The following is a 20,686-nucleotide window of genomic DNA, read 5'->3' on the forward strand; positions in this document are numbered from 1 at the left end:
GCATGCACCCCTCCTCCGCCCCGCTGCCGCCCTCCCTCGTCGTGATCCCGACCTACGACGAGCGCGACGCCCTCCCCGGGACCCTCGCCCGGCTCCGCGCCGCGGTGCCCGAGGCGCACGCGCTCGTGGTCGACGACGCCTCCCCGGACGGCACGGGCCAGTGGGCGGACCGGGCCGCGGCCGCGGACGATCACGTGCACGTCCTGCACCGCACGGGCAAGGAGGGCCTCGGCCCCGCCTATCTCGCGGGTTTCGCCTGGGGCCTCGAGCGCGGCTACGCCCAGCTCGTGGAGATGGACGCCGACGCCTCGCACCGTCCCGAACAGCTGCCGCGGCTGCTCGAGGGGCTGCGCCGCGGGGCGGACCTCGCGATCGGCTCCCGCTGGGTGACCGGGGGCCGGGTCCACGACTGGCCGCTGCGCCGCCTGCTGCTCTCCCGCGGGGCGAACCTCTACGTCCAGCTGGTGCTGGGCCTCGGGGTGCGGGACGCGACCGCGGGCTTCCGGGCGTTCCGCGCGGAGACCCTCGCCGGGATCGTCCGTGGCCGGGTCGCGTCGCAGGGCTACTGCTTCCAGGTGGACATGACCCGTCGGGCCCGCGCCGCCGGCGCCGTGATCGCGGAGGTCCCCATCGACTTCGACGAGCGCACCGAGGGCGCCTCGAAGATGTCCTCGCGGATCGTGCGGGAGGCGCTCGTGAAGGTCACCCTCTGGGGGGTCGCGCACCGCACCCAGCAGCTTCGCACGGCCCTGCGCTACCCTGGCCGCGCCCGCAGGTCCGTCACGGCAGCGAAGGGGGACGCACGATGACCAGCTCCACGGGGACCGGCTCCGAGCGTCCCGGCCCGCTCCGCTCCCGCCTCGGCGTACTCGTGCCGGTGGGCATCATCGCCCTCGGCCTGCTCGAGCTCGCGATCCTGATCGTCATCGGCGTGAACACGAACCTGTGGTGGCCCCTGGTCATCGTGCTCGTCGGCGGCATCGTCGCGGTCGCCCTCGTGGTCGCGGCCGGGCAGCAGTCCTTCGTGCGGCTGCGGTCGCTGTTCCGCGCCCTCGGGGGGCGCGGCGACGTGCAGAAGCATCTCTCCCGCCCCGCGTTCACGCTCCTGGCCGCGCTCTGCTTCGCCTTCCCGGGGGTGCTCAGCGACCTGATCGGGATCATCCTGCTGCTCACCCCGGTGCAGCGCCGCACCGTCCGGGCCATGGGCCTCTCCGGCGGCTCCGAGGGCGCCTCGCGCGTGCTCTACCGGCGCAGCACGGGCGGCGTGATCGACGGGGAGATCATCCTCGATGCGCAGCGGCCCGAGCAGGGGCCGGGCGGCCAGCGGCGCACCGGTGGCGAGGGCGGCTCCACCCCGCCGGTCATCCAGCAGGACTGACCCTCCCGCGCCACAGGACCAAACCTCACGACAGAGCCCCCGCACCGTCTCGGACGATGCGGGGGCTCTGCGGCGACGGCCGGGCCGTCGGGATCAGAAGTGGGTGCGCTGGTGCAGCTTGCCGGCGCGGAGCAGCGCGAGGCGCTGGTCGAGGAGCACCTGCAAATCCTCCTCGCTGCGACGCTCCAGGAGCATGTCCCAGTGGGTGCGCACCGGCTTGCCGGGCTTCTCCTCGGGCTTCTCGTGGTCGCGGAGCACCGCGGTCGCGCCGCAGCGGCACTCCCACACGGCCGGGACGTCGGCCTCGACGGAGAACGGCAGCACGATGTTGTGGCCGTTGGGGCAGTCGTAGATGGCCTCCTGACGCGGAGCGGCCAGCACGCCCTCGTCGGTCTCCATGGAGAGGGAGCCCAGACGGGTTCCTCGCAGACTGCGGCTGTTCATGCGGTTCTCGCTTCCTGCCGGAAAGATGCTCCGGGCGGGGTGCCGCCCGGAAGGTCTGTGTCGGTCAACGCCGCACGGGCACGATCTGTTCCCGTTCCGGTCGGGGGACCGGTGCCCGCGGCGGACCGTCGGTCACGCGCCGTCGGCCTGCCCGGAGAGGAGCTCCGAGAGCAGATCGACGCGATTGGTGATGATACCATCCACGCCGCTGACCAGCAGATGCCGCATGTGCTCCGGGTCGTCCACCGTCCACACGTGCACCTCGCAGCCGGCGCGGTGAGCGGCCGCGATGTTCGCGGGGGTGACGATGGGCACGCCCTGGTAGGTCTCCGGCACCTGGAGCGCGCCGAAGGGCCGCAGGATCCGGGCGATGACCCGGTCGGGCGCCTCGACGGCGCGGGCGGCGAGGAAGGCGGCGATCGTGGCGCGGCCGGGGGAGCGGACCGGGGTGACCCCGGTGGCGGCCTTCACCGTCGCGACGGCCTTGCGCGCCACGACGTCGTGGAAGCTGGTCAGGCAGATGCGGTCGGCGCTGCGGGTGCGGGCGATGGCCGCGACGGTCGGCCCGATGGCCTCGGGAACCTTGACGTCGACGTTGACCTGGACCTCGGGGAAGCCTCCGAGCACGTCCTCGAGCATCGCGAGCGGCTCCTCGCCCGCGAGGCGGATGGCGCCTGCCTCCTCGGCGCTGAGCTCCGCGATGCGGCGGGGGTCCCCGGCGATCCGCTGCAGATCGGGGTCGTGGACGGTCAGCGCGAGGTGGTCCGCGGTGGCGCGCACGTCGGTCTCGAGGACGTCGGCGCCCGCGGCGATCGCGCGCTCGAAGGCCCCGAGGGTGTTCTCGGCGCCGTCCGCGACGAGCCCCCGGTGCGCGATCCGCCGCGGCCGGGACCCGGGCAGGAAACGCGAGTGCGGTCGCCCCTCAGGGCTGTTGCTGATCGATGAGGGCATCCTCTTCCTCCTCGTCCTGGCCTCGGCGTCGCGCACGGGCGACGGTCCGGGGCTGGGTGCTGGTGCGGGTCCGACGGGGGCGGCCGCGGCTCGTGCTCTGTTCGCTCGAGAGCTCCGTCGTGGAGCCCCCAGCCGCCGCGACCGTGGCCGGGGCGGGCTCCGGCATGGTCGGGGTCGTCCCCGGGGCGGGTGCCGACTCGTCCGCGGGACCGGACCTCTCGGCGGCGACGGCGTCGCGCTCATCCTGCAGTCGGCGTCGCAGGACGTACACCAGCGCCGCGGGGAAGAAGATCGCGAAGAGCACCCACTGCACGGTGTAGGAGAGATGGGGGCCGAGCGAGGTGTCGGGAGCGCGCAGGGCGATCGGGCGGGCGGAATCCGGCTGCTCGGCATCGAGCACCGCGTAGGCACCGGTGACCATCTCGCCGTCGAGGGGGAGGTCCGCGGCGATCTGCTGGGGGTTGATCGAGTGGACCTGGCCTTCGGGGCGCTCACGATCCAGGACCCGCTCGGCGGGCCGCACCCGGGCGGTGAGGGTGAGCTCTCCCGCGGGGACGGGGGCAGGGTCGTCGGGCTGCGAGGCGGAGTCCTGGGAGTCGACCCAGCCGCGCACGATCAGCAGAACGGTGCCGTCCTCGGCCCGGAAGGGGACCAGTTGATAGAAACCGGTGGCGCCGCCGTACTGGCGGTTGCGGACGTAGAGCACGCAGCCCGGGTCGGTGCAGTACTCGCCGCGGAGCTCCACGCGCTGCCAGTCGTCCTCGGCCGCGAGCGTGCTGCCCGGGGTGGGCAGCAGCCGGGAGAGGGCGGCGGGATCCGCGTCGTAGTTGGCCTCGATGACGGCGGCCTCGGCGCGGCGCTCCTCGAAGCGGTGCCACTGCCAGCGGCCGAGGCCCAGGCAGACGGTGGCGGCGAGGGTCACGAGGAGCAGACCGACGAGGGTCTCTCGGCTGAGGAGCACTCGGCGCCAGGAGACCCGTGGCGAGGCGTCGCTCCCCGCACTCGCCGTCGGGGGAGCGGGGTGCAGCGGACCGGTCATGGGGCGTCCGGCGTGCGCGCCTGGTCTCCCTCGATCGCGGTGACGGCCCCCAGGTGCCCGGAGGCCTCGGTGAGCACGCCGATGAGGTCGTCAACGGCGAAGTCGACGAGCCGTACGAAGACGATCGCGGTGAGGGCGGCGAGGACGAATCCGAGGGCCGTCACCGTGATCGTCATGCCGAGGCGCAGGCGCGGACGCCGCTTCTCGGGCTTCGCCGGCGGGAAGCCGTAGTCCTCGTCCTCGAGATGGTTCTGGGACCACATCCCCGGGTTGAGGACGGAGACGGGGTAGGTGTCGACGCGAGCCCGGGGGCGGGCACCGCTCGCGGGGACATCGACGGAGTCCAGCAGCGGCGGTGCGGTGCGGGCGAGGGGCTCGTCCGGCAGCCACAGACGCCATCCCGCCGGCACCGGCCCCCACGCGTGCGGGGGCCGGAAGCCGTCCGGAGGGGTCCACCCGTCATGCGGGGGCTCCGGCCAGTTGGGCGGGGGGTTGAAGCGCGGACTCACGCAACGACGTCCCAGGTGTACTCGTCGGTCCAGTTGTTGTAGACGAGCTTGTTGCCACCGGCCCGCTGCACGTCGTACAGCAGGATGTAGGTGTAGGTCTCCCCGGCCTTGAACGGGTAGAGGCTGTCGTAGTCCCGGCCGTTGTCGGCGAGGGAGTAGGTCTCGATGGACTCGCTGACGGTGCCGCCGTAGGGGGTGTTCAGCTCCCAGTAGAAGGACGGGAAGTCCATCTCGCCCTCGGTGACCTCGATCTGCGCGGTGACGACGAGGTACTCGCCGAACTCGGCCGGCTCAATGGTGCCGCCGTAGCTGCTGGGCAGGTTCTCCGCGGTCTGCCACTGCATGTGCACGGTGACGTTCGCGGTACCGGTGTCGCTGATGACCTCCTGGGTCTGGGCGCCCTCAGCAGGCATGGTCGGCACCGGGGTGGTCGGATCGGGGGAGACGTACTCCTCCTCGTCCTCGGTGGTCTCCTCGTCGGTGGGCTCCTCCTCCGTGGCGGTGGGATCCTCCTCGACGGTGGTCTCCTCGGCGGTCGTCGTCTGATCCCCGCCGCCGCCGGCTTCGTCGTTCCCGCTCCGCGAGAACAGGACGATGCCGACGATGGCCGCGATCAGAGCGAACACGAGGACGAGGGCGATGCAGCCCACCCACCAGAAGCGGGCGATGACGCCCTTCTTCGGCGCCTCGTTCGGGCCGGTCGTGGCGGTCCAGCCCCCGGGCGACGTGGCCGGCGAGCCCTGGCCGAAGGCCGGGGCGGCGTAGTCCGACGCGGAGCCCTGGCCGTAGCCGGCGGGGGACGCCTGGCCGTAGCCGGCGGGAGACGCCTGGCCGTAGCCGGCGGGAGACGCCTGGCCGTAGCCGGCGGCCTGGTCCTGCTGGCCGTATCCGGCGGGGGAGGCCTGGCCGTAGCCGTCGGCGGAGTCCTGCTGGCCGTAGCCCGACGAGGACTGGTCCCCGTAGCCGCCCTGCTGGCCGTATCCGTTGGTCATGCCGCCATCCTGTCCGTAGGCCGGCGCCGCGGCCGCCGCATCCTGTCCCTGCTCGGCCGGAGCGGAGCCCTGCTGCTCGGCGCCGGTCGCGGTCTCGTACGGGGCCTGCTGGGCGAGGTCCGCCTGCAGATCGGGTCCCTGGTACTCGGCCGTCTCGCTCGCGCCCGTGGCCGAGGCCTCGGTTCCGCCGGCAACCTGGGCCTGCTGATCGGTGCTGGCGACGTGCGTGGCGTCGTCATCGAAGACCGGAGCGGCTGCGGCCTGCTGATCGGTCCCGGCGATGTGGGTCGCGTCGGCATCGACGAGCGCAGGCTCCTCCGCCGACGGCAGCTCGGACTCGGTTCCGGTCGCCTCGGCGCCGGCACCGGTCTCGGCGTCGGTGGCCAGCGGCTGCTCATCACGGGGCTCCCCGCGATGGGAACCGGCATAGGCAGCGGCGGCTCCGGCTCCGACGGCCCCGGCGCCCACGGTGCCTGCGGTCGCGGCCGACGCGGGAGCGGAGTCCTCGGTGCCCGAGTCGCTGTCCTCGACCGGAGCGGACGGCTCCTCGGCCACCGCGAAGTCGGAGGAGGACGCGTCGGACGCGTCCGCAGACCCGGACGCGCTCGAGCCGTAGGCGTCCGCGGCCCCGGCGTAGCTCCCGGTGTACTCGGGGGCGGCCGCGGGCTCGGAGTCGGTGGACTCCTGGCTGCCGAACGGTGCCTGCTCGGCGGGGAGGGCCTCGCCCTCCGCAGCGATCCCGGAGTCCGCCGGCGCGTCGCCCTGCGGAGTCTCGCTGTGCGGAGCCTCGGCCTGCGGAGCCTCAGCGGCGGGGGACAGGTCCTCGCCGCTCGGGGCGACGGAACCCGCGGAGACGATCCGCGTGGCATCGTCCTGCTCCTCGACGGCGGGCGCGGCAGCCGCGTCCTCGGCGAGCGGCGCCTCCTGGGCGGGGGCGCTCGGCTCGTCGGCGGGAGCCACGGGCTGCTCGGCAGGGGCCTGCTCGACGGACGCCTGATCGGCCGGGGCGGCCTCGCCCTCGACCCAGAAGTTCCAGCCCTCGGGGGCGGGACCCCAGGCCGGATCCGGCTGCCACCCGGGCGGCGGGGTCCAGTTGGGATCGTCGATCTGCCAGTTCGGCGGAGGATTGAATCGGTAGGCCATCAGGCAGCACCTTCCAGAGGCTGTATCCACGGACGGGCTTCCCCCAAGAACCCCGACACTCTCTCGCACCGTATCGTAGAGCACACTGCGCCGCGGGAGATGCATCCCCGAAGCGTGCCGAACGATGCCGACCAGCAAGGAGCCCCCGATGTCCGACGCCCCCCACGAGCCCCGCAGCGTCCTGATCACCGGCGGCAACCGCGGCATCGGCCGCGCCATCGCCGAGGAGTTCCTGCGCCGCGGCGACCGGGTGGCAGTCACCAGCCGCTCGGGCGAGGGCGGTCCCGAGGGTGCGCTCACCGTCGCCGCGGATGTCACCGACGGCGCCTCCCTCGATGCGGCGATCGCCGCCGCCGAGTCGGCGCACGGCCCGATCGAGGTCCTCGTGGCCAATGCCGGCATCACCGACGACCAGCTGCTGCTGCGCATGAGCGATGAGTCCTTCGAGAACGTCATCGACACGAACCTCACCGGCTCCTTCCGTGTCGTCCAGCGCGTCATCAAGTCGATGGTGCGCAAGAAGAAGGGCCGCATCGTGCTGATCTCCTCGGTCGTCGGCCTCTACGGCTCGCCCGGTCAGGTCAACTACGCCGCCTCGAAGTCCGGGCTCGTCGGCATCGCCCGCGCGCTGACCCGCGAGCTCGGCTCGCGCGGCATCACCGCGAACGTCCTCGCCCCCGGCTACATCGACACCGAGATGACCCAGGCTCTCTCCGAGGATCTCCAGGCCTCGTACCGCAAGGCCATCCCGGCGGGCCGCTTCGCCGATCCGGCCGAGGTCGCACGCGTCGTGTCCTTCCTCGCGAGCGACGACGCGGCCTACATCTCCGGCGCCGTCATCCCCGTCGACGGCGGCCTCGGCATGGGACACTGAGCCCGGCCCTCGACCGGCCCCTCCCCATCGAACGAACGAAGGCGTGAACGCAGCCCCATGTCATCCTCGGACCCCGACAGTCGCCTCCTGCTCCTGATGCGTCACGGCAAGGCCGACAGCGGCACCGGCGTCGCGGACCACGAGCGTCCCCTCGCCGACCGCGGCCGGTCCCAGGCCCAACTGGTCGGGGAGTACCTCGAGTCCCAGAACGTGCGGGTCTCGCGGGTGCTCGTCTCGGACGCCCGGCGCACCACCGAGACCTGGGAGGCGGTGCTCTCGACGATGCCGTCCTTCGACGGCAAGGTGACCTTCCACGAGGACATCTACACCGGCGGCGGCCGCGAGCTCCTCGCCCTCATCCGCGAGGTGAAGGACAAGCACTCCGTGCTGCTGGTCATCGGGCACGAGCCGACGATCTCCTCGGTGATCTCCCATCTCGCCGCCGAGGACTCCGATTCGGGGGCCGAGGCACAGGCCCGCATCGGCATGCCGACGGGGGCGATGGGAGTGCTGTCCGGCGCGCTGCCCCATTGGCAGGACCTCGACGAGGACGGGCTCACGTTGCATACCATCGTGCGCCCCTGAGGTCAGCGGGAGGCAGCGGCCTCCAGATGCGGCCAGGCGTCCAACAGCGACTCGCCGTCGAGGATCACGTCGGCCGCCTCACGCAGCGCGGGCTTCGCCCGGAACGCGATACCGGTCCCCGCCTCCTCGACCATCAGCCGGTCGTTCGCGCCGTCGCCCATCGCGACCACCCGCTCGCGCGGCAGCCCGTAGCGCTCGGCGAGCTCCAGCAGGGTGCGCCGCTTCGCTTCGCCGTCGATGATCGGACCGCTGACCTTGCCGGTGAAGCGACCGTCGACGATCTCGAAGCGGTTGGCGAGCACGTGATCGATGCCCGTCTCGGCGGCGAGGGGATCGATGATCTCGTGAAAGCCTCCGGAGACGAGAGCCGTCACCCAGCCGGCGGCCCGCGCCCGGGCCATCAGCTCGAGCGCGCCTGGCGTCGGCACGAGCACCGCCCGCACCTCGGCGAGCACCGACTCCTCGAGCCCCTCGAGCAGCGCCACCCGGGCGCGCAGCGACTGGGAGAAGTCGAGCTCCCCGCGCATGGCGGCGGTGGTGATCTCCTCGACCCGGTCCCGCACTCCCGCGTGCTCGGCGACGAGCTCGATCACCTCCTGCGTGAGGAAGGTCGAGTCGACGTCGGACACGAGCAGGCCCGTCGCCGTGCGCACCGTCCCGCTCACGGTTCGATGACCGTTCCCTTGCCGATCACGGTGATCCCGGACTCGGTGACCACCCAGCCCCGGGCGAGGTCGGCGGCGGCATCCAGACCGATCTGCGTGCGCGGCGGGATGATCACGTCCTTGTCGATGATCGCGCGGTGGATCTGGCAGTGCCGTCCGACGGTCACGTTGTCCATCAGCACCGAGTCGGAGACCGTCGACCAGGAGTTCAGCCGTACACCCGGGGAGAGAACGGAGTTGGAGACCTGCGCACCGGAGATCACCACGCCGGGCGAGATCACGGAGTCCACCGCCGTCCCCACGCGGCCGGGCCCGGCGTGCACGAACTTCGCCGGCGGCTCGTTGCGGTGGCCGGTGAAGGTGGGCCAGTCGCTGTTGTACAGGTTGAACACCGGATGCACGGCGATCAGGTCCATGTGCGCGTCGTAGAAGGCGTCGAGCGTGCCGACGTCCCGCCAGTAGTCGCGGTCGCGGTCCGTCGAGCCGGGGACGTCGTTGCGGATGAAGTCGTAGACCGCCGCATCGCCCGCGGCGACGAAACCGGGGACGATGTTGCCGCCCATGTCGTGCGCCGAGGAGTCGTCCTCCGCGTCGCGGGTCACGGCCTCGACCAGGGCATCCGCGTCGAAGATGTAGTTGCCCATCGAGGCGAGGATCTGGGTGGGGTCGTCGGCGAGCCCCTCCGTCTCCGTCGGCTTCTCGACGAAGGCCTTGATGGTGGTCGGGTCCGCCGGGTCGGTCTCGATCACACCGAACTGGTCGGAGAGCTCGAGCGGCTGGCGGATCGCGGCGACGGTGCAGGACTTCCCGGAGGCGATGTGCGCCTCGAGCATCTGCGAGAAATCCATCCGGTAGATGTTGTCGGCCCCGACCACGAGCACGTGCTCGGGCTTCTCGTCGCGGATCAGGTTGAGGGACTGCGCGATCGCGTCGGCGCTCCCGCGGAACCAGTGCTTGCCCAGGCGCTGCTGCGCGGGGACGGGAGCGACGTAGTTCCCGAGCAGGGAGCTCATCCGCCACGTCTGCGCGATGTGCTTGTCCAGGGAATGGGACTTGTACTGGGTCAGCACGACCACTCGGAGGTAGCCCGAGTTGACGATGTTGGACAGGGCGAAGTCGATCAGACGATAGATGCCGCCGAAGGGGACGGCAGGCTTCGCACGATCCAGGGTCAGCGGCATCAGCCGCTTCCCCTCTCCGCCGGCGAGGACGATGGCGAGGACCTTCTTGGAGGACATAATGCGAGGATAGTGCAGACGTGGCACCGGTCACGCCGGGATCGCGGACGTCGATCGACGGCGGGCGGTGCCGGTGGACCAGAGGATCAGGAGAGGGGTCGGGACATGCGCGTGGACCTGCTGACGAAGGAGTACCCGCCGGAGATCTACGGAGGGGCCGGCGTGCACGTCGCCGAGCTCACCCGGGTGCTGCGGGAGCACGTGGAGGTGCAGGTGAGGGCCTTCGGCGCGGAGCGCGACGAGAAGGACACCCGCTCCTACACCACCCCCGTCGAGCTCGAGGGCGCCAACGCCGCCCTCTCGACCCTCGGTACCGATCTGCTGATCGCCGCGGACTGCGCGGGCGCGGACCTGGTCCACTCCCACACCTGGTACGCGAACTTCGCCGGCCACATGGCGTCCCTCCTGCACGGGATGCCGCACGTGCTCTCGGCGCACTCGCTCGAGCCGCTGCGTCCCTGGAAGGCCGAGCAGCTCGGCGGCGGCTACCGCGTCAGCTCCTTCGCCGAGCGCACCGCCTACGAGGGCGCCGCCGGGATCATCGCCGTCTCCGCCGGGATGCGCGAGGACATCCTGCGCGCCTACCCGGGCGTGGACCCGGCCAAGGTCCATGTGGTCCACAACGGCATCGACGTCGACGTCTGGCAGCCGAACCCGGAGACCTCGGCCCTGACCTCCCGCGGCATCGACCCGGAGGCGCCGACGATCGTCTTCGTCGGCCGGATCACGCGCCAGAAGGGCCTGCCCTACTTCCTGCGCGCGGTGCGCGAACTGCCCGCCGAGTACCAGGTGGTGCTCTGCGCCGGCGCGCCGGACACCCCGGAGATCGCCGCCGAGGTGGACGGTCTGGTCCGCGAGCTCGCCGCCGAGCGCGGCACGGTCCACCTGATCACCGAGATGCTGCCCCGGCACGAGCTGACCCAGATCCTCAGCCACGCGACGACCTTCGTGTGCCCCAGCATCTACGAGCCGCTCGGCATCGTGAACCTCGAGGCGATGGCCTGCGGCATCCCGGTGGTCGCCTCCGCCACCGGTGGCATCCCCGAGGTCGTGGTGGACGGAGAGACGGGCTATCTGGTTCCGCTCGAGCAGGTCACCGACGGCACCGGCACCCCGGTGGACCCGGATCGTTTCGTCGCGGACCTGCGCGACGCCCTGGTGCGCATGGTCTCGGACCCGGTCCGGGCGCAGGAGATGGGGGAGGCCTCGCGGCGTCGTGCGGCGGAGCACTTCTCCTGGTCCTCGATCGCCGAGCGCACCCTCGAGGTGTACCGGGAGGTCATCGCCCAGCACGGCTGAGCCCGCCCGGCTGAGCCGGTGCTGTCGGCGGAGGTCGACGGGGCGCGACCCGTCGGCCCGCCCGGCGGTCAGCCGATGCCGTCGGTCTCCGCGGTGACGATCCGCTCGATGACCTCGACGAGCGCCGACCGTGCCGCGTCGTGCAGCTCGTCGAGGAGTCCACGGCGGGCGAGGGCCTCGGCGAGGTGCTGCGTGTGCCCGTGCCCCTCCTCGATCTCGCTGCGGGTGAGCAGCAGGGTGCGGGCCGCGAGGACCAGCAGGTGGGCGGTCCCGGCCTCGAGATGCCGCGGCAGGCCCGTCGTGGTCCAGGTCGCGGGGACCCGGGCGAGCTCGACCGGCTCGTCGGGGACGAGATCGAGGTCGACGCTGCCCTCGGCGGTGCGTCGCAGGGCGTGCAGCAGTTCCTCGCGGGCGCTGCCGGAACTCGCCGGCGGCGGCACCTGCGCGCCGAGCGGGGCGGGGAAGCGCATCCAGGTCACGGCATGCATCGGACGGGCGCTCTCCGGCACCTCGGTCACGAGCGGCACGAGCGTGTGGTCGGCGATGCCCGCGGCGGTCACGACGATCGCCTGCTCCGCCTCGAGCGCCGCGGGGAGGGCCTGCGGCGGACCCACCAGTCCGGCGATGCGGCCGGGCGCCGGGAGCACCAGGCGCAGCTGCGGGAGGGGAAGCCGACGCAGCGCGGTGAGCCAATCGAAGAGGTCCTCGCCCTGGCCACTGGGCCCGGAGCGGTCCGCGCCGATCGAGAGCTCCGTGACGTCGTCGGGTCCGACATCGCCGCGCAGGTAGGCGGAGGCCCACAACATCAGCACGGCGGCGCGGGGGAGGGCGACGAGGTCGCGACCGCCCGGCTCGCTCACGAGGACTCCGGGGAGTGAGCCGGATCCGCCGGGTCGATGGTGCCCGCCCCGTCGTCGGAACCAGCCCCGTCGGCGGCGACGAACTCGGCCGTGCGCTGCGTCGGGTCCACGGACTCGAGCCGCACCCGCACCACGGTGCCGGGCTCGGCGTCCATCGGCACCCACGCGGTGACCGGCGGGTCGAGCAGCTGGACCTCGACGCGGGTCGGAGCGCCGCCCTCGCCGTCCCGGCCCTCGCTCGCCTCGCGCCGTTCGATCACGGTGGCGTCGAAGGTCTCGCCCTCCCAGGCGGCGAGGGCGAGGGTCTCGACGAGCTCGCGGGCGCGCCGCTCGAGATTTCCGGCTCGCTGACCGGTCTCCTGCATCGCCCCGGGGATCTCCCCGAGGGCGGCGAGCAGCTCCGGGGCCGGGGCGTGGCCCTGGGCATGGGCGTGGCAGATCAGCAGCACGAAGCGGTCCACGAGCCGGCGCAGGGGAGCGGTGGTGTGGGCATATGGAGCGGCGATCGCGGCCTGCACGGGATCCTCGGGGATCTCCTCGGGTCGGGTGAACGCCGCGTAGGAGGCGCCGCGGAACAGCGAGGTGGCCTGGTTCAGCAGCGCCAGATGGGAGGGCTCGCGCCAGTCGAGGGTGCGGAGGAACTCGCCGTAGGCCTGGTCGCTGCGCCAGGGCACGCCGAGCACCTCGCTCTGCCGCCGGAAGCGTTCCACGGCCCGCTGCTCGGCGGCGGGCATGGTGCGCAGGATCCCCGCCCCGTGCTCGAGCATGAGAGAGGCCGCGGCCATCCCCGTCATCAGGGAGATCTGGGCGTTGGCGTCCTCGATCGGGGCAGGCCGGCGCCAGGTGAGCCGCACCGAGTCGTCCTCGGCGATGACCTCCTGCTCGGGGACGTTCAGGCTCGCCCCACCCCGCTCGGCCTCGAGCGCCGTGCGCAGGCCGCCGATCTCCTGCAGCAGGAGCATCGTGGGGTGGCCCTCGCCCGTCTCCAGCTCCTGCTGCACCTGGTCGTAGGCGAGCTTGGCGGTGGAGCGGACCAGCGCCCGCTCGAGGTCGACGCTCCGCACCTCGCCGCGCGCGTCCAGGTCGAGCACCCACACGAAGGCGGGGCAGGTCTGGTCCGGCAGCAGCGAGGCGACACCCTCCGAGAGCACCTCGGGGTGGAGCGGGATCCGTCGGTCCGGCAGGTAGAGGGTCTCGCCGCGGCGGCGGGCCTCGTGATCGATCGGGCCGTCGAGGTCGACGAAGAACGGCACGTCGGCGATCGCGTAGAGCACCTGGAAGCCGTCGCCCTGCCGCTCGAGGTGCATCGCCTGGTCGAGGTCCGTGGAGGAGGCGGGGTCGAGGGTGACGAAGGGGACGTCGATGCGATCGACGCGCTCCTCTGCGGCGGGATCCCGGGCGGCGGCCGCCTCGGCCGCGGCGAGCACCTCGGCCGGGAAGACGAGCGGGACCTCCTCACCGTCCCGGGCGAGCAGGGCGTCGATCCCCTCGCGGATCACGTCGGCGGCGACCGATCCTCGTGGGGCGTGCAGGGAGACGGGGCGATGCGGCACAGGACCTCCTGGGCGGCGGCTGGGGTGCGGTCAGTCTAGGGGCGCGGCGGCCGGTCGGTGCCGACCCCGACGCCCTGCTGACGATAGGCTCGGATCATGTCCGTCGCAGCTGCCTCCTTCTCCGATGTCGTCGTCCGCCGGAGCGGTCGCAACATCCTCGATTCCGTGTCCCTCGAGATCCACGAGGGCGAGCGCTGGGCGGTCCTCGGCCCCAACGGTGCCGGCAAGTCGACTCTGGTGAGGCTGCTCTCCACCCGCCTGCACCCCACGAGCGGCACCGTCACCATCCTCGGCGAGCAGCTGGGACGGGTGGACATCTTCGAACTGCGCCCGCTGATCGGTCTGGCCAGCCAGGAGCTGGCCGACACCGTCCCCGTCGAGGAGAAGGCCCTCGACGTGGTCGTGACGGCGGGCTACTCGATCGTGGGCCGCTGGCAGGAGTCCTACGACGAGATGGACACCGAGCGGGCGAGCACGCTGCTGGCCGCCTTCGGCGTCGGCCACCTCGCGGACCGCATGTTCGGCACCCTCTCCACCGGCGAGCGCAAGCGCGTCCTCGCCGCCCGTGCCCTGATGACCGACCCCGAGCTGCTGCTCCTCGACGAACCCGCGGCGGGCCTCGACCTCGGCGGCCGCGAGGGCCTGGTGCGCTCCCTCGGGCGCCTCGCGAAGGACCCGGCGACCCCCGTGACCGTGCTGGTCACCCACCACGTCGAGGAGATCCCGCCGGGGTACACCCACGCGGCGCTGGTGCGCGAGGGGAAGATCGTGGCGGCCGGCCCCATCGCCGAGACCCTCACCTCCCAGAACCTCACCCGCACCTTCGGGCTGCCGCTCGTGGTCGAGCAGCGCGGGGAGCGCTTCACCGCCCGCTCGCTGTCCCTGGACTGACCCGGTGACGGAGGACCGCAGCGAGCAGCTGCGCCCGATCACCGATCTCGCCGACCCGGCGCTCGACGACTACCTGCGGATGACGGACGTCAAGCTCCGCTCCCGCGTCGAGGTCGAGCGCGGCCTGTTCATGGCCGAGAGCTACGAGGTGATCTCCCGCGCGATGGACGCCGGGATGACGCCCCGCTCCTTCCTCATGAGCGAGAAATGGCTTCCGAAGTTCGCCCCGCTCTACGAGCGCTTCCCCGAGGCGGCCGTCTTCGTGGGGGAGGAGGCGCTGATCGAGCACCTCACCGGCTTCCACCTGCACCGCGGCGCGCTCGCGGCCATGCAGCGGCCCGAGCTGCCGGACGTCGCAGAGCTGCTGGCGGGCGCCCGCACCGTCGCCGTGCTCGAGGACATCGTCGACCACACGAACGTCGGCGCGATGTTCCGCTCCGCCGCCGCGCTCGGCGTGGACGCGGTGCTCGTCACGCCGCAGTGCGCCGACCCGCTGTACCGCCGCTCGATCCGCGTGTCCATGGGCACGGTCTTCCAGGTGCCGTGGGCCCGCCTGCCCGCCTGGCCCGGCGACGGGATCGACGTGCTGCACGGGGCGGGCTTCGACGTGCTCGCCCTTGCGCTGACCGACGGAGCCCGCTCCCTCGACGAGGTCGATCTCGGGGCGGATCGGAAGGTCGCCCTGGTCCTCGGCGCAGAGGGGCACGGCCTGAAGCCCGCGACCCTTCGCGCCGTCGACGAGCACGTGGTGATCCCGATGGCCGGGGGAGTGGACTCCCTGAACGTCGCCGCGGCGAGCGCGGTCGTGTTCTGGCAGCGACGGGCCGCGGCCGGCAGCTGACGCGAGGGGTCCGGTCCGGCCCGTCGGGAGCGGGCAGGGGTGCCCCCGCAGGTCCTCCCTCGTGCCCGCCCGCCGCCGTACGGTATCGCCATGGACCATCGAGCAGAGGTGAGCGACTTCCTGCGCACGCGTCGCGATCGGATCACGCCCGAACGGGCGGGGATCCTCGGCGGCGGTCGGCGGCGCGTCCCCGGGCTGCGCCGCGAGGAGGTCGCGATGGCCGCGGGCATCAGCGTCGAGTACTACGCGCGGATCGAGCGCGGTGACCTGCGCGGCGTCTCCCCGGAGGTGCTCGAGGCGATCTCCCGCACCCTGCAGCTCGACGAGGCGGAGTCCGACCACCTGCACGACCTGGCGGAGGCCGCGGGCCCGCCGGCGCGCCGACGGGTCAGACCCGCCGAGACCGAGGTCCCGCCGAGCCTGCAGCGCTTCGTCGACGCGATCCCCGTGCCGGTGTGGATGCGGGACCGCCGCATGGACCTGATCGCCGCGAACCCCATCGGCCGTGCCTTGTACGCCCCGGTGATCAGCGATCCCGCCGCCCGGGGGAACACCGCGCGCTTCGTCTTCTTCAGCCCCGCGTCCCGCACGTTCTTCCCCGACTGGGAGGAGAACGCCTCCGGCATCGTCGCCACCCTGCGCACCTATGCCGGCCAGAGCCCGCGGGACAGGCGCCTGACCGACCTGATCGGCGAGCTGGTCACCCGCAGCGACGACTTCCGGGTGCGCTGGGCGGCGCACGACGTGCGCCACCACCGCACCGGCAGCAAGCGCATCCGCCATCCCGAGGTGGGCGACCTCGAGCTCGGCTACGAGGCGATGGCCCTGCCCGCCCATCCCGACTGGTTCCTCTTCGGGTACACCGCCGCGCCGGACACCCCCAGTGCGGACCGGCTGCGCCTGCTGGGCAGCCTCGCGGAGACCTCTCCCGCCCCGGCCGCCGGCGGGACCGCTGCGGTGGAGCGGGCTTGAACCCCTGGGGCGGGACCGCCCCGGCCGACGGCTCTCAGCTGGCGGGCTCCGGCTCGGGAGCTCGCGCGAACCGCTTGGCGAGGGGGATCAGGGCGAGGCCCAGGAGGGTTAGCACCGCGCAGATCCCGAAGATCCCGCGCTGGCCGAGCAGCGGCAGGGCGCCCGCGGCGATGATCGGACCGGAGAGGATCGCCCCGACCCGTCGAGCGTTCATGAACAGGCCGGTGGACATGCCCGCCCCCGGGATCAGGTCCTGGAACAGGGCGAGGCCGATCCCGGAGATCGCGGCGAAGCCGATCGCGTTGGGCAGCTGCAGGGCCAGCAGCAGCACCGGCTCCGTGACCAGCATGAGGCCGAGGTAGTAGACGGCCGCACATAGAGCCCCGACTGCGACCAGGGTCAGATGGGGAATGCGGTCCCCGAGCCGTCCCACGATCATCAGCGCCGGCACCTCGAGGGCGGCCGCGACGCCGAGAGCGACGCCGGCCCAGACCACCGTGAGCCCCACAGTCTGCGTGACGTAGAGGGTCATGAAGGTCATCGCCGTCGCGTTCGTCGCCTGGAACAGCACGAACGCGCCGATGATGACGACGGTCGCGAGGCGGCTTCCCGGCGGGAGGGCATGCGGTGAGCGGGTCGGCGCGGGCGCCTCCTCCCCGGCGGGCCGACGGGTGCGGAGCATCAGCACCGTGGTCACGATGTTCGCCGCGGCGATCACCACGAGGGCGGCCAGGATCCCGCGCCCGCCCGCCCAGCCGATGATCGCCGTCGCGAGCGGCGGCCCCGCCATCCAGGCGGCGGAGATGATCGCGCGGGTGTCGACGATCGCGGAGGTCGACGCCCCGTCGTCCCGCAGGTGCGCGAACAGCATGGTGGTGCCGAGGCTCGCGGGCCCTCCGAGCACCACCAGGGCAGCCGTGGCCCAGGCCAGGGAGCTGATCGCGGCGAGGACCCCGGCGAGCGCGATCGTGAGCACCGCGGCGAGCAGCAGCACCTGCAGGTAGGAGCGGCTGCGATCCGCCCAGGCGGGGATCAGGATCGATGCCAGGAAGCCCCCGGCGTTGTAGATCGCGATCGCCCAGCCGATGTCCGCGGTGGAGGCGTCATACAGCGTCGCCAGGATCAGGGCGAGCGCGGGGGCGAGGAGGGCGAAGTGCAGCCCCCACAGCACGGCGGCGGAGGGCACGAGCAGGCGGGCGGCGAGGGGGCGCCGCGGCGCATCGACGGTCATCGGGCTCCTTCCGGGAGTCTCTCAGGAACCCTAGGGGGACCCGCGCCGGGCAGGGAGGACCTGTCAGGACACCCCTTCCGGCAGCAGGGCCCAGGCACCTCGCGGGCTCCTCAGGCCCTCCGGGCGAGGAGACTGACCGTGTTCGGGAGCCGGCCGTCCCAGGCGGCGGCGGTCTCCTCCCCGTCCGGCCGCCAGAACGGCTCGGGGTGCTCGGCCAGGTGCTGCAGCTCGAAGCCCGCGCCCTGCACGGTCATCACCAGCTCGGCGAGGGTGCGCTGGTGCTCGACCGCACCCCGGGCGGGGAAGGTGTCGTTGACGTGGCTCGGCGCGAAGTAGCCACGATCCGCGCGCACGCGCGCCACGTCGGCGTCCCACGCCCACAGCGGCACGAGCGGATGCGCCTCGAGCACGAACAGGTGCCCGCCCGGCCGCAGCAGGCGGTGCATCTCCCGCGCCCAGGCGTCGAGGTCCGCCATCCAGATCAGCGCGCCCTTGCCGGTGTAGACCACGTCCGCGATCCCGCCGTCGAGACCGGTCTCCGGCAGCTCGACGACCTCGTAGCGGCAGGCCGCGCCGAGCTCGTCGGCCCGGCGCTGCGCGGCCGCGACCGCCGTCGGGCTGTAGTCCAGCCCCAGCACTGAGGCGGCTCCGAGCCGCCACAGGGCGTGGTCGTCGAGGCCGTGACCGCTCTGCGGGTGCAGCACCTCCGCGCCGGGGAGCAACGGGCCGAGCACCTCCTCCTCGACCGGCAGCAGGCGCCAGGTGCGGGCCTGCTCGAGGTGCTCGGCGTACTCCCGCATGTGCTTCTGGGAGGCGTCCTCCCAGGCGGAGCGGGTGGTCTCGTGGGTGCTCATCGCCCGAGACTGGCACCGCCCGCCGCGCTCGTCCAGCGGATTGCACGGCTCTGGTAGCGTTCCCGCCAGTGTCGCGTGCCGGTGGCAGACCGTGTCAGGCATGGAGGCGCCGAACCGAGGGAGTCCGACGATGACTTCGTCGCCCCCGTCGTCCGCGCGTGACTGAGCGCGAGACGGCCCGGCTCATCGCCTGGAGCCAGGAGATGAGGCGCGTGCATGCGCGCCTGCGCGAAGCTTTGCACCTCACCCGCGAGGCCGTGGATCGGGGGGATCCCGCCGCGGATCCCGCCCGGGAGCTGCTGCTGTTCTGCCACGGGTTCTGCAGCGCGCTGGATGCCCACCACACCGGCGAGGACCGCACCCTGTTCCCGGCGATCGCGGCCGCCCGTCCCGATCTCGCGCCGGTGCTGCGCGCGCTCGAGCAGGACCACTCGATGTTCGGCCACCTGCTCGGCGGTCTGCAGGCGGCGGTGGCCTCACGCTCCTCCCCGGCGGTGCTCGCCGGTCATCTCGAGGGCATCGCCGCGATCATGGAGAGTCACGTCCGCTACGAGGAGCGGCAGCTGCTCACCGTGCTCGAGGGCCTCGACCTCGACGCGGACCCGGGAGAGGTGCTGGGGACGCTGTGAGCCGCGTCGGGGTCGCTCACAGCGGCCCCGACACCGGTCCTCGGGCGCCGCTCACGAGCGCTTGCAGGAGCTCCGCCGTGGTCGGTGCGGACAGCGTCGGCTTCCACGGGTGGGGCCACGGCCGCCCATGGGAGACCCAGCCGGTCGAGAACCCCGCGGCGCGGCCTCCCTCGATGTCCGCCGTCGGATGATCACCGATCATCCAGGTCTCTCCGCGGGCCTCCATCCCGTCGACGGCGCGGGCGAAGATCCGCGGATCCGGCTTCGCCACCCCGGCCGCCTCCGAGATCACCACCCGGTCCAGCAGCCGACCGAGACCCGTGCGCTCGAGCTTCGCCGTCTGCTGCACGACCGTGCCGTTGGTGACCAGCACCAGCTCCGCGCCGATCCCGCGCAGCGACTGCAGCGCCGGGATGATCCCCGGATAGGCGGAGATGCCCTCCACGACACCGAGGCACAGGTGCTCGTGGAGCTCCTCCGCCGTCACCTCCGGGCGCAGCCGCCGGCGGATCTCCGCCGCGAGCTCGGCGCGCGGTCGGTACCCGCCCCGATCGGCCTCCACGAGCCAGTCGAGGTCACCCGGACCGGCACCGACCCCGTCGAGGAAGGACCGCGCCCAGTCCTCGAAGGCCCGCTGCCGGTCCACCAGGGTGCCGTCCAGGTCCAGGAGGACCAGCGGCGGCCGCCTCACAGGGTGATCTGGATCTTCACGTCCGACGGGCGGCCCTCGAGGAAGCGCTCGAAGGCGGCGACCGAGTCCTCGAAGGCGAAGGTCTCGCTGACGAAGCGGGAGAGGTCCACGGCATCGCTCGCGGCGAGGTCGATCGCCTTCTGGTGCACGTTCGCGTAGCGGAACACCGTCTCGAGCGAGACCCCGCGGCTCTGCGCGGTCGCGATGTCGAAGGGCACCGGGTCCACCGGCATGCCCACCAACACGATGCGTCCGCCGGGTGCGGGCAGCGACCACAGCCCCCGGTAGGCGGGCGCGGCGCCGGTCGCCTCGAAGACCACCTGCGGGCCCCAGCCGCCGGTCGCCTCGCGGACCACCTCGCCGAGGTCCTGCTCCTTGGCGTTCACGGTGGTGATCCCGGCGATGCCGTCGAGCAGCGCGAGCTTCTCGGGCAGCACGTCGGAGAGGAACACGTGGCTCGCCCCGCCCGCGAGGGCTGCGAGCGCGGTCATGATCCCGATCGTGCCGCCGCCGACGACGGCCGCGACGTCCCCGGGGGAGATCTCGGCCTTGGTCGCCGCGAACATGCCCACGGCGAAGGGCTCGATCAGCGCGCCCTCCGCGAAGCTCATCGCATCGGGGAGCTTGTACGTGTACGCCGCGGGGTGCAGCACCTCCTCGGCGAGGCAGCCGTGCACCGGCGGGGTGGCCCAGAACTCGACGCCGGGATCGACGTTGTAGTTGCCCTCCTTGACGGCGCGGGAGGCGGGGTCCGGCACGCCCGGCTCCATGACGACGCGGTCGCCGACGGCGAGGCCGGTGACGCCCTCGCCCACCTCGAGGACGGTGCCGGCGCCCTCGTGGCCGAGGATCATCGGCGCCTCGACCACGAACGGGCCGATCTTCCCGTCGGTCCAGTAGTGGACGTCCGAGGCGCAGATGCCGACGGTGTGCATCCCGATGCGCACCTGACCGGGTCCGGGCGCTCCCGGCGCGGGGACGTCCTCGAGGGTCATCCGGCCCTTCTCGTGCAGCACCAGTGCTCGCATGCTCTTCTCCTCCATCGGG

The 20,686-nt window shown here is 72.8% G+C and carries 22 protein-coding genes; 9 read left to right on the forward strand and 13 right to left on the reverse strand.

The window, feature by feature from the left end:
• Nucleotides 1–2: 2 nt before the first annotated feature.
• Both V1258_RS03150 and V1258_RS03155 read left to right on the forward strand, forming a co-directional pair.
• Complete coding sequence (locus V1258_RS03150) at nt 3–809, forward strand: polyprenol monophosphomannose synthase (RefSeq protein WP_329748315.1); 807 nt, start codon at nt 3–5, stop codon at nt 807–809.
• Complete coding sequence (locus tag V1258_RS03155) at nt 806–1,378, forward strand: FxsA family protein (RefSeq protein WP_329748316.1); 573 nt, start codon at nt 806–808, stop codon at nt 1,376–1,378. Before V1258_RS03150 ends, V1258_RS03155 begins: the two co-directional genes overlap by 4 nt.
• Nucleotides 1,379–1,471: 93 nt before the next feature.
• Here the strand turns inward: V1258_RS03155 and V1258_RS03160 are convergent, their stop codons facing one another.
• From V1258_RS03160 to V1258_RS03180, 5 genes are all read right to left on the reverse strand, one after another.
• Nucleotides 1,472–1,822 (reverse strand): RNA polymerase-binding protein RbpA, encoded by a 351-nt coding sequence (locus V1258_RS03160; RefSeq protein ID WP_329746680.1) that lies wholly within the window; start codon nt 1,820–1,822, stop codon nt 1,472–1,474.
• A gap of 132 nt (nt 1,823–1,954) precedes the next feature.
• A complete protein-coding gene (locus V1258_RS03165; RefSeq protein WP_329748317.1) occupies nt 1,955–2,773 on the reverse strand; it encodes a glycerophosphodiester phosphodiesterase family protein in 819 nt (272 codons plus the stop codon).
• Nucleotides 2,745–3,812 carry an SURF1 family cytochrome oxidase biogenesis protein gene (locus V1258_RS03170; RefSeq protein ID WP_329748318.1) on the reverse strand — a complete coding sequence of 356 codons (1,068 nt, stop codon included), beginning with the start codon at nt 3,810–3,812 and terminating at the stop codon, nt 2,745–2,747. Before V1258_RS03170 ends, V1258_RS03165 begins: the two co-directional genes overlap by 29 nt.
• Nucleotides 3,809–4,222, reverse strand: coding sequence for a hypothetical protein (locus V1258_RS03175; protein ID WP_329746683.1), 414 nt, complete (start codon nt 4,220–4,222; stop codon nt 3,809–3,811). Before V1258_RS03175 ends, V1258_RS03170 begins: the two co-directional genes overlap by 4 nt.
• A gap of 95 nt (nt 4,223–4,317) precedes the next feature.
• Nucleotides 4,318–6,456, reverse strand: a complete 2,139-nt coding sequence (locus V1258_RS03180) for a hypothetical protein (RefSeq protein ID WP_329748319.1) — start codon at nt 6,454–6,456, stop codon at nt 4,318–4,320.
• A 148-nt stretch (nt 6,457–6,604) separates the two neighbouring features.
• Between V1258_RS03180 and fabG the strand changes: the two genes are divergently transcribed.
• Together fabG and V1258_RS03190 are read left to right on the forward strand one after the other, a co-directional pair.
• Nucleotides 6,605–7,330, forward strand: a complete 726-nt coding sequence (gene fabG, locus V1258_RS03185; protein ID WP_329746685.1) for a 3-oxoacyl-ACP reductase FabG — start codon at nt 6,605–6,607, stop codon at nt 7,328–7,330.
• A 57-nt stretch (nt 7,331–7,387) separates the two neighbouring features.
• Nucleotides 7,388–7,915 carry a SixA phosphatase family protein gene (locus V1258_RS03190; RefSeq protein WP_329748320.1) on the forward strand — a complete coding sequence of 176 codons (528 nt, stop codon included), beginning with the start codon at nt 7,388–7,390 and terminating at the stop codon, nt 7,913–7,915.
• Between the two features lie 2 nt (nt 7,916–7,917).
• On the opposite strand, the gene serB is transcribed toward V1258_RS03190, so the two are convergent.
• Nucleotides 7,918–8,580: a phosphoserine phosphatase SerB gene (serB, locus tag V1258_RS03195; RefSeq protein WP_329748321.1), complete on the reverse strand. Its 663-nt coding sequence runs from the start codon at nt 8,578–8,580 to the stop codon at nt 7,918–7,920.
• On the reverse strand, nt 8,577–9,818 hold the full coding sequence (glgC, locus tag V1258_RS03200) for a glucose-1-phosphate adenylyltransferase (RefSeq protein WP_329748322.1): 1,242 nt from the start codon (nt 9,816–9,818) through the stop codon (nt 8,577–8,579). The genes serB and glgC overlap by 4 nt, the downstream gene beginning before the upstream one ends.
• A gap of 105 nt (nt 9,819–9,923) precedes the next feature.
• Between glgC and glgA the strand changes: the two genes are divergently transcribed.
• A complete protein-coding gene (glgA, locus tag V1258_RS03205) occupies nt 9,924–11,117 on the forward strand; it encodes a glycogen synthase (protein WP_329748323.1) in 1,194 nt (397 codons plus the stop codon).
• A gap of 68 nt (nt 11,118–11,185) precedes the next feature.
• On the opposite strand, the gene V1258_RS03210 is transcribed toward glgA, so the two are convergent.
• The gene (locus V1258_RS03210; RefSeq protein ID WP_329748324.1) at nt 11,186–11,977 is read right to left on the reverse strand and encodes a hypothetical protein; all 792 of its coding nucleotides are present in this window, start codon (nt 11,975–11,977) and stop codon (nt 11,186–11,188) included.
• Nucleotides 11,974–13,530: an RNB domain-containing ribonuclease gene (locus tag V1258_RS03215; RefSeq protein ID WP_329748325.1), complete on the reverse strand. Its 1,557-nt coding sequence runs from the start codon at nt 13,528–13,530 to the stop codon at nt 11,974–11,976. Before V1258_RS03215 ends, V1258_RS03210 begins: the two co-directional genes overlap by 4 nt.
• Nucleotides 13,531–13,626: 96 nt before the next feature.
• Between V1258_RS03215 and V1258_RS03220 the strand changes: the two genes are divergently transcribed.
• The 3 genes from V1258_RS03220 (at nt 13,627) to V1258_RS03230 (ending at nt 16,234) form a co-directional block, all read left to right on the forward strand.
• On the forward strand, nt 13,627–14,421 hold the full coding sequence (locus V1258_RS03220) for an ABC transporter ATP-binding protein (RefSeq protein WP_329748326.1): 795 nt from the start codon (nt 13,627–13,629) through the stop codon (nt 14,419–14,421).
• A 79-nt stretch (nt 14,422–14,500) separates the two neighbouring features.
• Nucleotides 14,501–15,262 (forward strand): TrmH family RNA methyltransferase, encoded by a 762-nt coding sequence (locus V1258_RS03225; protein ID WP_329748399.1) that lies wholly within the window; start codon nt 14,501–14,503, stop codon nt 15,260–15,262.
• A 90-nt stretch (nt 15,263–15,352) separates the two neighbouring features.
• A complete protein-coding gene (locus V1258_RS03230; RefSeq protein WP_329748327.1) occupies nt 15,353–16,234 on the forward strand; it encodes a helix-turn-helix domain-containing protein in 882 nt (293 codons plus the stop codon).
• Between the two features lie 34 nt (nt 16,235–16,268).
• Here the strand turns inward: V1258_RS03230 and V1258_RS03235 are convergent, their stop codons facing one another.
• Both V1258_RS03235 and V1258_RS03240 read right to left on the reverse strand, forming a co-directional pair.
• Nucleotides 16,269–17,465, reverse strand: a complete 1,197-nt coding sequence (locus V1258_RS03235) for an MFS transporter (RefSeq protein WP_329748328.1) — start codon at nt 17,463–17,465, stop codon at nt 16,269–16,271.
• 110 nt (nt 17,466–17,575) lie between these two features.
• On the reverse strand, nt 17,576–18,319 hold the full coding sequence (locus V1258_RS03240; RefSeq protein WP_329748329.1) for a class I SAM-dependent methyltransferase: 744 nt from the start codon (nt 18,317–18,319) through the stop codon (nt 17,576–17,578).
• Nucleotides 18,320–18,522: 203 nt separating this feature from the next.
• Here V1258_RS03240 and V1258_RS03245 point away from each other — a divergent pair, with 203 nt between their 5' ends.
• Nucleotides 18,523–18,948, forward strand: coding sequence for a hemerythrin domain-containing protein (locus V1258_RS03245; protein ID WP_329748330.1), 426 nt, complete (start codon nt 18,523–18,525; stop codon nt 18,946–18,948).
• Between the two features lie 16 nt (nt 18,949–18,964).
• On the opposite strand, the gene V1258_RS03250 is transcribed toward V1258_RS03245, so the two are convergent.
• Both V1258_RS03250 and V1258_RS03255 read right to left on the reverse strand, forming a co-directional pair.
• Nucleotides 18,965–19,639, reverse strand: a complete 675-nt coding sequence (locus tag V1258_RS03250) for an HAD family hydrolase (RefSeq protein WP_329748331.1) — start codon at nt 19,637–19,639, stop codon at nt 18,965–18,967.
• Nucleotides 19,636–20,667 carry an NAD(P)-dependent alcohol dehydrogenase gene (locus V1258_RS03255; protein ID WP_329748332.1) on the reverse strand — a complete coding sequence of 344 codons (1,032 nt, stop codon included), beginning with the start codon at nt 20,665–20,667 and terminating at the stop codon, nt 19,636–19,638. The genes V1258_RS03250 and V1258_RS03255 overlap by 4 nt, the downstream gene beginning before the upstream one ends.
• Between the last annotated feature and the right edge of the window lie 19 nt (nt 20,668–20,686).

Source organism: Brachybacterium sp. J153, from assembly GCF_036311905.1.
Classification (GTDB): Bacteria; Actinomycetota; Actinomycetes; order Actinomycetales; family Dermabacteraceae; genus Brachybacterium.

What these genes read in the sequence shown, in the direction of transcription:
- V1258_RS03150 (WP_329748315.1), top strand. Translation starts at nt 3, where the DNA reads ATGCACCCCTCCTCCGCCCCGCTGCCGCCCTCCCTCGTCGTGATCCCG.
- V1258_RS03155 (WP_329748316.1), top strand. Translation starts at nt 806, where the DNA reads ATGACCAGCTCCACGGGGACCGGCTCCGAGCGTCCCGGCCCGCTCCGC.
- V1258_RS03160 (WP_329746680.1), bottom strand. Translation starts at nt 1,822, where the DNA reads ATGAACAGCCGCAGTCTGCGAGGAACCCGTCTGGGCTCCCTCTCCATG.
- V1258_RS03165 (WP_329748317.1), bottom strand. Translation starts at nt 2,773, where the DNA reads ATGCCCTCATCGATCAGCAACAGCCCTGAGGGGCGACCGCACTCGCGT.
- V1258_RS03170 (WP_329748318.1), bottom strand. Translation starts at nt 3,812, where the DNA reads ATGACCGGTCCGCTGCACCCCGCTCCCCCGACGGCGAGTGCGGGGAGC.
- V1258_RS03180 (WP_329748319.1), bottom strand. Translation starts at nt 6,456, where the DNA reads ATGGCCTACCGATTCAATCCTCCGCCGAACTGGCAGATCGACGATCCC.
- fabG (WP_329746685.1), top strand. Translation starts at nt 6,605, where the DNA reads ATGTCCGACGCCCCCCACGAGCCCCGCAGCGTCCTGATCACCGGCGGC.
- V1258_RS03190 (WP_329748320.1), top strand. Translation starts at nt 7,388, where the DNA reads ATGTCATCCTCGGACCCCGACAGTCGCCTCCTGCTCCTGATGCGTCAC.
- glgC (WP_329748322.1), bottom strand. Translation starts at nt 9,818, where the DNA reads ATGTCCTCCAAGAAGGTCCTCGCCATCGTCCTCGCCGGCGGAGAGGGG.
- glgA (WP_329748323.1), top strand. Translation starts at nt 9,924, where the DNA reads ATGCGCGTGGACCTGCTGACGAAGGAGTACCCGCCGGAGATCTACGGA.
- V1258_RS03220 (WP_329748326.1), top strand. Translation starts at nt 13,627, where the DNA reads ATGTCCGTCGCAGCTGCCTCCTTCTCCGATGTCGTCGTCCGCCGGAGC.
- V1258_RS03225 (WP_329748399.1), top strand. Translation starts at nt 14,501, where the DNA reads ATGACGGACGTCAAGCTCCGCTCCCGCGTCGAGGTCGAGCGCGGCCTG.
- V1258_RS03230 (WP_329748327.1), top strand. Translation starts at nt 15,353, where the DNA reads ATGGACCATCGAGCAGAGGTGAGCGACTTCCTGCGCACGCGTCGCGAT.
- V1258_RS03235 (WP_329748328.1), bottom strand. Translation starts at nt 17,465, where the DNA reads ATGACCGTCGATGCGCCGCGGCGCCCCCTCGCCGCCCGCCTGCTCGTG.
- V1258_RS03240 (WP_329748329.1), bottom strand. Translation starts at nt 18,319, where the DNA reads ATGAGCACCCACGAGACCACCCGCTCCGCCTGGGAGGACGCCTCCCAG.
- V1258_RS03245 (WP_329748330.1), top strand. Translation starts at nt 18,523, where the DNA reads ATGAGGCGCGTGCATGCGCGCCTGCGCGAAGCTTTGCACCTCACCCGC.
- V1258_RS03255 (WP_329748332.1), bottom strand. Translation starts at nt 20,667, where the DNA reads ATGCGAGCACTGGTGCTGCACGAGAAGGGCCGGATGACCCTCGAGGAC.